Raw genomic sequence first — 7,292 nt, 5'->3', positions numbered from 1 at the left:
GCCTCGTCGACCACATATTGGATGACCGGCCGGTCGACGACGGTGAGCATTTCCTTCGGGATGGCCTTGGTGGCCGGCGTCATCCGCGCGCTGCTCGATGAGATACGGCCGGTAGAGCGTCGCGGGGCGGCATTCTAGCCTATGCCGATATTCAGCTGAGGCCGGCCTGCGAACGGCAGGTTCCTGCGCCTCCGGTGCTCACGTAGTTCGAGTGCGTTCCGCGCCGGTCCTCGGTAGCTACCGTTCTCGGTGCGGCCGTCGGCGCTCAGCGCTGGACCTTCAGGCCGAGATAGATGCTGTTGGCGGTGTAGTCGCGTCCGGGCAGGTTGCTGGTAAGCTTCTCCGTCCTCACCTTGGTGGTGACCCCGGCATAGCGGTTCAGCCACCAGGTCAGTCCGGCCTCGGCGCTCAGGATCATGTCATGGCCGTCGGAGCCGGTGTAATCGCGCCAGTCGAGGCCCAGCGCCGAATTCGCCGTCAGATTGGCGCGGATCTGGCGCTCGCCGGTCAGACGGCCGGAGTAGAGGATATCGCCGCTCTGGTCTGCCGTCGTGGTGGTCTCTACTTCGGTCTTTCCGGTGAGCCCGATCGTTGTGCCGCGCTCGGGCGACCATTTGAGGTCGGCATTGACGGACGGCCCGGCGATCGCAGGCAGCCGGCTGTCGTCGAGCGCCTCGCGCAGCCAGCCGACGGAGAATTCGCCCGAAAGCTTGTCGCCCATATCGAGTTCGACGCCGACGCGCGCGCCAACCCTCTTCGAGGCGCGGTCGAAGCCGTCGGTGTCGAGGCGCAGATCGTAAACCCGGCGGCCGAGCTCGACTTCCGTGAAGGGCGTCAGCGCCGGCGATATCTGGTAGCCGGTGCGCAAGGTTGCCGTGTAGAGCGTGTTGTCCTGATCCTTCTGCGACAGCGTGGTGCCGTCGGTGAGCTCGGCGTCGCCATAGAAGTCGTGCGAGACCGCGCCGGTCAGCGTGTAACGCATCTTGCCGACATCCTTTTCGATGCCGAGGCTGCCGTCCACCGTCTGGCGCAACGGCTGGTGGTCGACGCCGGCGACAGCATCCGGCGCGGAGGCCGATTCGGGTGCCGCTTCGTAGCCCAGCTTGGCGATGGCGCGCAGCTCGTTGTCGAGGTCGATATTGAGCTGGCCTTCGATGCGGCCCTGCGCATCTTTGATCTTTTCGCCCGAGACGCTGTTGCGGAACTGGCCGTAGCCGGTGATCAAAGCAGAATTCTCGCGCCAGTCGGAGGTCGCGGTGAAACGCAGCGCGGTCTCGGACAGGACCGCCGATTTGCCGGTGCTGCTGGAATCGGCGTTGGAGGTGGCCGTGAAGCCTTGCTCGAGCGTCGGCCGGAAGACAAAGGTGCCGACCTTGACACCGGGAGCGGCGAAAGGATCGTCCTCCAGCTTGACCTTCTGACCATCAATGGATGCCGTGCGTTCCTGGCCTGGGTCGAGCTTCTGCTTGTCGACGCTGTCAATGGTGACGGCGCGGCGGTTGCTGCCGTTGTCGTCGGTCGCTGCCGCATCAGCCTGGTCGTCGGTGGAGGCGGTCGCGCCGGTGGTCGTGCTGTCGGTAGCCTCGCCCGCTTTCTTCTTGGCCTTCTTCTTGTCGGCGGTCTTGGTATTCGACTTGGTGTCGGCCTTGACGTCCTGAGCACGCTGGGCAGCCGTCGAGGGCCGGCGCAGTTTTGCCGGCGCCTTCGTGCCGGCCAATGGATCGTCTGTCGCCTGCGGCTGGTCGAAGATGCTGTCCGTCGCGCCCGCCGTCTGATCGTCATCGGCAACGGCGCCGGGGCTCGACGGCTGGTAGGTCGTCGGTGCCGTGTCCTGGGCGGCCGCGGCCGCGGGCGGGGTCTGATCGAGCGACCCTTGCGCTCTCAACTGCCTGGCCTTGCGCTGCTGGTCGGCGAGTATGGCCGATTCGGAGACCTCGCCGCGCAGCTCGGTTTCCTGCGAAAATGCAGGCGCCGGGCGCAGCAAGGCAAGCGCGCTTGCCGTCAGCAGCAGTGCTGCAACGGCAATGCTCCTCCGACCGAATTTCGTTTCAGACTGGCCCCCGGACATCGTCACCACTGCTTGCGCGGCGCGGTTGCGCCATACTTACCGAACCGTAAATGCGGATGGTTAACGGAGGGTTGAGACGGGAGCTCCAGAGCCGCCCGGATCGGCAGACCGCGGCAATTCTGTTGGACAGGGGCGCGGCAAAGCGCTAATCGCTTGCGCCATGCATGCGGGGTCCCCAGAAAGAAAGCAGCCGGACAGGCAGGCTGCGATCGAATCGGCGCTGAGAACGGTAGCGACGGAGCAGCACGGTGTGGCGGCGCTCGCCGCCGCGCTCGCAAACGGGCTGGCAGAGCCTTTTGCCGCGGCGATCGACCTGATCTCGCGGATCGAGGGCCGCGTCATCGTCACCGGCGTCGGCAAGAGCGGCCATATCGGCTCCAAGATCGCCGCCACGCTTGCCTCGACCGGCACGCCAGCCTTTTTCGTCCATTCGGCGGAGGCAAATCACGGCGATCTCGGCATGATTGGCCGCGACGACGCCATCATCGCCATGTCATGGTCCGGGGAAACCAAGGAATTGATGGGCATCGTCGCCTATTCCAGGCGTTTTTCCATCCCGCTGATTGCCATTACGTCCGGCGAAACCTCCGCTTTGGCACGTGCCGCCGACGTGGTGCTGCTGCTGCCTGTCGTGCCGGAGGCCTGCCCGCACGGGCTGGCACCGACGACGTCGACGCTGCTGCAACTTGTCATGGGCGATGCGCTGGCGATTGCGCTGCTCGAGGCGCGCGGCTTCACGCCGGACCATTTCCGCACCTTCCACCCGGGCGGGCAGCTTGGCGCCAATCTGACCCAGCTGCGCGAGATCATGCATGTCGGCGAAAGGCTGCCTCTCGTGCCATCGGGCACCGGCATGCGCGAGGCAATCCTGGAATTGTCGCGCAAGGGCTTTGGCTGCGTGGCGATCACCGCAGCCGACGGCGCCCTGATCGGCATCATCACCGACGGCGATATCCGCCGCCATATCGGCAACGACATTCTGACGATGAGCGTCGATCAGGTGATGACCAAGAAGCCGAAGACGGCAAACCCGGACACGCTGGTGGCGACGGCGCTGCAGACGATCAACACATCCGCCATCACCAGCCTTATGGTCGTCGAGAGCGGACGCCCGATCGGTCTGGTTCATTTGCACGATCTGTTGCGCATCGGCGCTGCCTAAAGCGCGTCGCGATCTTTCAGATTCGCTCCATGCGTTTTAGGTTTTTGATTTTGCGCATGTCTTTGCCCCGAAACCGGTTACCACTTTCGGGAGACATGCTTTAGACCCCACCGATGCGCAGGGCACCCGGGGTGCCGTCGCGGATCAAATCGCCTCGACAGTCAGCTCCAGATCGGTATCCGCCGCCCCGGTCACGCGGACCTGCGCGCCGACCGGCAGGTCGGGACCGGAGACGCGCCACAGCGTGTCGCCAAGCCGAATGCGGCCGCGGCCGTTCTTGATCGGCTCGGCCAGCGTCGCCGTGCGGCCGACCATCTGCGCGCCGCGGCGGTTGAGCAGCGGCTGGTCGACGGTGCCCTGACGGCTGACGGCGATCTGCCGGCCGACATAGGCCGAGACGACGGCCAGCACGAGGAAGGCGAGGACCTGGACCTGCCAAGTCCAGAAGGCGGCGTCCCAGATCGCCAGCGACACCGCGCCGATGATGAGAGCCGCGATGCCGATCCACAGCATGAACACGCCGGGCGCCGCGACTTCCATCACCAGCAGCACGATGCCGAGAACCATCCAGTTCCACGGGCCGAGTTCGGAAACAATACGGTCAATCATAATGCCCACCTATTGGAGCAATTCCGGGAAAGGTGTGAAGCGGCTTTCCGTCCGGAATCGCGTCAAGACAAAGGGAGAGCGGTTCGGCGTTTCCAAGAAACGACGAACCGGTCCAGACATCAGTTCTCGTTCGGGCGTACCACTGGCGGGCGCGCCGCTTGCCGCTGCGTGCCGGTGCTGCCGTCGTTCTTGAACACTTCCTTGGCTATTTCGCCGATACCGCCGAGCGTGCCGATCAGCGACGAGGCCTCCAGCGGCATCAGCACGATCTTGCTGTTCGTAGCCGAGCCGATCTTGGTCAGCGCCTCGGTGTATTTCTGGGCGATGAAGTAGTTCAGCGCCTGGACGTCGCCCTTGGCGATGGCTTCCGACACGACCTGCGTCGCCTTGGCCTCGGCCTCGGCCGAGCGCTCGCGCGCCTCGGCGTCGCGGAAGGCGGCTTCCCTGCGGCCTTCGGCCTCGAGGATCTGCGACTGCTTCAGGCCTTCGGCGGCGAGAATCTGGGCACGCTTGTTGCGCTCCGCGGTCATCTGCCGGCCCATCGATTCAATGAGGTTCGCGGGCGGATTGATGTCCTTGATCTCGACGCGGGTGATCTTGATGCCCCATGGATGCGCGGCCTCGTCGACGACGCGCAGCAGGCGTTCGTTGATGGCATCACGGTTCGACAGCAATTCATCGAGGTCCATCGAGCCCATGACGGTGCGGATGTTGGTCATGGTGAGGTTGAGGATGGCGTTCTGCAGTCCCGCAACCTGGTAGGCCGCCTGAGCGGCGTTGAGGATCTGGTAGAAGGCGATGCCGTCGACGCCGACGATGGCGTTGTCGCGGGTGATGATTTCCTGCGTCGGGACGTCGAGCACCTGCTCCATCATGTTCATCTTGGCGCCGACGCGCTCGAAGATGGGGTTGATGATGTTGAGGCCAGGGGTCAGCGTCTTGGTGTAACGGCCGAAGCGCTCCACCGTGTAGTTGTAACCTTGCGGTACCGTCTTGATACCCTTGAAAAGAAGGATGATAACCAGGAAAACAAGAACAATGATGGCAATGTCGAAACCGCTGAAGCCCATTTCGTATCTCCCTCAATAGGCACCGACTTCACGGAATCACTTAAGTGTGTTTCCGCAGCGTTACAATCAGGTGATCGCGAATATTGGTTAGCGAAGGCTTTTGCGCACCAGTTTTCGCAGCGGCCGCCAAAGGCGGTTAAATCCAGCCCGACAATTCCCGCCGCACCAGCGCCTCGACCACGGCCATGCCCTCGGCGCTGTCGTTGAGACAGGGGATATGGGCGAAATTCCTGCCGCCGGCATGATGGAAGGTTTCGGCTGCCTCGCGACCGATCTCGTCCAGCGTCTCGATGCAGTCGACGGAGAAGCCTGGATTGACGACGGCGATCGACTTTACGCCGTCCTTGGCCAGCTTCTCGACGGTCACGTCGGTATAGGGCTGCAGCCATTCCTGCGCGCCGAAACGCGACTGGAAGGTGGTGATGAGCTTCTTCTCGTCCCAGCCGAGCCTTGCCCGAAGCAGCCGCGTCGTCTCCAGGCAGTGCGCCCGGTAGGGATCGCCCCTGTCGGAATAGGGTTTGGGGATGCCATGGTAGGAGGTGATCATCACCTCCGGCACGAAATCGAGCGTCGCCAGATGCTCCTCGATCGAACGGGCCAGCGCCTCGATATAGACCGGTTCGTCATAGTAGGGCGGCACGCTGCGGATCGCCGGCGCATGCCTGATCTTCATCAGCGCGCGGAACAGCTGGTCGTTGGCCGTCGCCGTCGTCGTCGCCGAATATTGCGGGTAAAGCGGAAAGGTCAGTATGCGCTCGCAGCCCTGGTCGACCAGTTTTTGAACGACGCTTGCCGTCGAGGGATTGCCGTAGCGCATCGCCCAGTCGACCACCACATCGGGCAGGTCGGCAAGCGCGGCGGCCAGTTTCTGGCCCTGAGCGCGGGTGAAAGTGCGCAGCGGCGATTCATTCTTCTCCCTGTTCCATATCCGGGCGTAGTTGGCGCCGGATTTCTTTGGTCGGGTGGTGAGGACCAGCCCATAGAGGATCGGGTACCAGATCGCCTTGTTGAGCTCGATGACGCGCGGGTCGGAGAGGAATTCCCTGAGATACCGCCACATCGGCTTGAAGTCGGTGCCGTCGGGCGTGCCGAGATTGACCAGCATGATGCCGATCTTGCCCGCCTTGACGGGCGCGGCGTCGGCGGACAGCGAACCGACGGCCTTAGCGGCTTTGGCATCGGTGGGGCTGGCAAGCGTCATGAACAGTCTCCGGTAGCGCCGCGAAACTAGCGATGCCCTGCCGGTTTTCAATGCTGCGTCTGGCCGCACCTTATCGTGTTTGGGCCCGGAAAAGGAACACCCGCCCGGTTGCCCGGGCGGGTGCCATGAATTCGGCTGGTCGATTACTTCGCGGCCGGCGGAATGGTCAACGTCGCGCCGAGCGGCAGGCGGCGTGGTTTATAACCCTTGTTGGCTTCGGAGATGAGCTTCCACTTGGTGGCGTCGCCATAGGCCTTCTTCGCCAGGTCCCAATAGGTATCGCCGGCGGCGACCGTATGGCTGGTTTCGGCCGGCTTGGTTTCGGCGGGCGCAGCCGCTGGCTTGGCCGGCTCGGCGGCTGGGGTCGGAGCAGGGGTCGCCGGGGCGGGTTCAGCCGGCTTCGTGCCCTCCGATGCCGGAGCGGCCTCGGTCGAGACACTCGGCGGCGTGCCGGCGATGTCGCTGGAACCCGAAGGCAGAGCCGGCATTGACGGTTCGCTCGCAGCCGGCGCGGTCTCTGCCGGTTTTGCTGCCTCGGCTGGTTTTGCCGGCTCGGCGGCCGCGGTCGTTGCCGCAATCTCGGTGATGCGGCCGTCGAGCTTCGGCGTGTAGGGCCGATGCGCGCCGAGATAGTCGGCCACCACCTGCTCCAGGCCGGGGCCGTAGTCATAGGCGTCGGTCGCCTTGTCGGCGAAGACCTTGTAGCCGTCGCCGCCCTGGCGGACATAGTTGTTGGTGGCGACGAGGTACTGCTTGTCGGGATTGATCGGCGTCCAGGCGCCGTTTTCCATCACCTCGACCGATTTGACGCGGCCGGCATTGGGCGCGACCGACTTGTCGAAGGAATATTTGATGCCGGCAACCTGCGGGAAACGGCCGGCGCCGTCCTCGATCTGGCTGAGGCCGCTTTCGAGGCCGGCGACCAGGTCCTTGCCCGAGATCTTGAAGGTCGCCAGCGTGTTCTGGAATGGCAGCACGGTCAGCACCTCGCCCATGGTCACGGTGCCCTGGTCGATCGAGGCGCGCAGGCCGCCGCCGTTCGAGATGACGATCTCGACGCCTTGGCCCTTGGTGCGGTCGAGAATCTGAAGGCGCAAGGCATCACCAAGATCATCGCGGTGACGCATATCGGCTATAACCGCGAGCGCGACGTCATAGCGAAAATCCCGGGTATCGACGTGG

Annotated in this window: 6 protein-coding genes; 1 reads left to right on the top strand and 5 read right to left on the bottom strand. The window is 64.2% G+C overall.

All coding sequences use genetic code 11. The features are described from left to right. Positions 1–265 precede the first annotated feature (265 nt). Positions 266–2,068: an outer membrane beta-barrel protein gene (locus tag FJ471_RS33685; protein ID WP_140810621.1), complete on the bottom strand. Its 1,803-nt coding sequence runs from the start codon at positions 2,066–2,068 to the stop codon at positions 266–268. A 160-nt stretch (positions 2,069–2,228) separates the two neighbouring features. Here FJ471_RS33685 and FJ471_RS33680 point away from each other — a divergent pair, with 160 nt between their 5' ends. Beyond that, positions 2,229–3,230, top strand: a complete 1,002-nt coding sequence (locus FJ471_RS33680) for a KpsF/GutQ family sugar-phosphate isomerase (RefSeq protein WP_140810614.1) — start codon at positions 2,229–2,231, stop codon at positions 3,228–3,230. A 144-nt stretch (positions 3,231–3,374) separates the two neighbouring features. Here the strand turns inward: FJ471_RS33680 and FJ471_RS33675 are convergent, their stop codons facing one another. The 4 genes from FJ471_RS33675 to FJ471_RS33660 form a co-directional block, all read right to left on the bottom strand. Next, positions 3,375–3,839, bottom strand: a complete 465-nt coding sequence (locus FJ471_RS33675; protein ID WP_140810606.1) for an NfeD family protein — start codon at positions 3,837–3,839, stop codon at positions 3,375–3,377. 119 nt (positions 3,840–3,958) lie between these two features. Continuing rightward, positions 3,959–4,909, bottom strand: a complete 951-nt coding sequence (locus FJ471_RS33670; RefSeq protein WP_140810600.1) for an SPFH domain-containing protein — start codon at positions 4,907–4,909, stop codon at positions 3,959–3,961. A 136-nt stretch (positions 4,910–5,045) separates the two neighbouring features. After that, on the bottom strand, positions 5,046–6,110 hold the full coding sequence (gene hemH / locus FJ471_RS33665; RefSeq protein WP_140810593.1) for a ferrochelatase: 1,065 nt from the start codon (positions 6,108–6,110) through the stop codon (positions 5,046–5,048). A gap of 143 nt (positions 6,111–6,253) precedes the next feature. Further along, on the bottom strand, positions 6,254–7,292 hold a 1,039-nt coding region (locus FJ471_RS33660), incomplete at its 5' end, for a 5'-nucleotidase C-terminal domain-containing protein (protein WP_140810586.1).

Origin of the sequence: Mesorhizobium sp. B2-7-1 (assembly GCF_006440735.1) — a bacterium.
Classification (GTDB): Bacteria; Pseudomonadota; Alphaproteobacteria; order Rhizobiales; family Rhizobiaceae; genus Mesorhizobium.
The sequence above is the reverse complement of the archived record's forward strand: the minus strand, read 5'-3'. Positions and strand labels throughout refer to the sequence as shown.